Source organism: Sporomusa sp. (assembly GCF_057736855.1).
Window position 1 is genome coordinate 1 of record NZ_JBYKYF010000458.1, and the last position, 1,244, is coordinate 1,244.

General features: G+C 37.9%; 3 protein-coding genes and 1 pseudogene. All 4 read left to right on the forward strand.

The genetic code is table 11. From position 1 onward, the window contains the following. Window positions 1–223 (forward strand): annotated as a pseudogene (locus AC29Z1_RS17590) (hypothetical protein); the annotation flags it as partial. Between the two features lie 34 nt (window positions 224–257). Beyond that, the gene (locus tag AC29Z1_RS17595) at window positions 258–602 is read left to right on the forward strand and encodes a histidine triad nucleotide-binding protein (RefSeq protein WP_011025338.1); all 345 of its coding nucleotides are present in this window, start codon (window positions 258–260) and stop codon (window positions 600–602) included. Window positions 603–716: 114 nt separating this feature from the next. Continuing rightward, window positions 717–902 carry a 30S ribosomal protein S21 gene (gene rpsU / locus AC29Z1_RS17600; RefSeq protein ID WP_011025339.1) on the forward strand — a complete coding sequence of 62 codons (186 nt, stop codon included), beginning with the start codon at window positions 717–719 and terminating at the stop codon, window positions 900–902. Between the two features lie 15 nt (window positions 903–917). Further along, the coding region (locus AC29Z1_RS17605; protein WP_488272738.1) for a GatB/YqeY domain-containing protein at window positions 918–1,244 on the forward strand (327 nt) is incomplete at its 3' end.

A 1,244-nucleotide genomic window follows, 5' to 3' on the forward strand; every position in this document is an offset into this window, starting at 1 on the left:
TTGTGAGAGAAAGTTTAAGGAAAGATTTTTAAATAGGACAGTAGAAGTTCTGTTTGAGCAGAAGGTAAAAGATTTAGATGGATATGTGGAAGGGCTTACAGACAATTACCTTAGTGTGGCAGTTAAAGGAGAATTAGAAAATTTGAGAAACCGCATCTTGCCTGTTAGAGTAAAGGAAATAAAAAATGATTTATTGATAGGAGAAATTGAAGGAATTTATTAAGATGTGTAGAATATAAAAAGAGGAGGTGAAAAAGGTGTCGGAATGCATTTTCTGCAAAATAGTAAACAAAGAAGTTCCTTCTAATATAGTGTATGAGGATGATTTAGTTGTAGCTTTCCGCGATATAAATCCCCAAGCTCCTGTACATATTCTAATCGTGCCAAAAGAACATATACCAACCCTTTTAGATGTTACTGAGGAGAACAAGCACCTGATATCTCGTGCTTACATGGTAGCAAAGGAAATAGCAAAAAAAGAGGGTATTGACGAAAAAGGCTATAGAATTGTGACAAATTGTGGTAAAGATGGCGGACAGACAGTCTATCACCTTCATTTTCACCTTTTAGGTGGAAGGTTTATGACTTGGCCTCCAGGGTAAAATTATTGACACTTCGTGGATTTAGGAGTATAATAAAGTGAGAATTTTCAAGCTCTTAGTCACAGCAACAATTGCAGCTTGCCTCGAGCAGTTTATTTGGAGGGAGGGAGAGTAGTGGCTGAAGTAAGAGTCGGCGAAAACGAGTCTTTGGATAGCGCTTTAAGAAGGTTCAGACGTCAATGCTCCAAAGCAGGAGTTTTGTCAGAGCTTCGCAAGAGAGAACACTATGAGAGTCCTAGTGTAAAGCGCAAAAAGAAAGCCGAAGCTGCAAGAAAGAGAAAATATAAATATGGCAGATAAAAGGATGTGGTATAAATGACCCTGAAAGAGCGCATATACAAGGACATGGTAGAAGCCATGAAGAGCAAAGACGCTTTTAAGAAAAACATTCTAAGCATGGTCAGAGCTGCCATACTTCAGGTGGAAAAGGACACGCAGAAAGAGTTGGACGATGAAGGGGTCATCAGTGTAATTTCAAAGGAGATAAAACAGAGAAAAGAAGTTTTGCCTGAATATGAAAAAAGTGGAAGACAGGATCTAGTAGATAAAGCAAAAAAAGAAATAGAAATTATGGAATCTTATTTGCCAGAGCAGCTTTCAGAAGAAGAGATAGAAGAGATGGTGAAAAAGGTCATTGAAGAG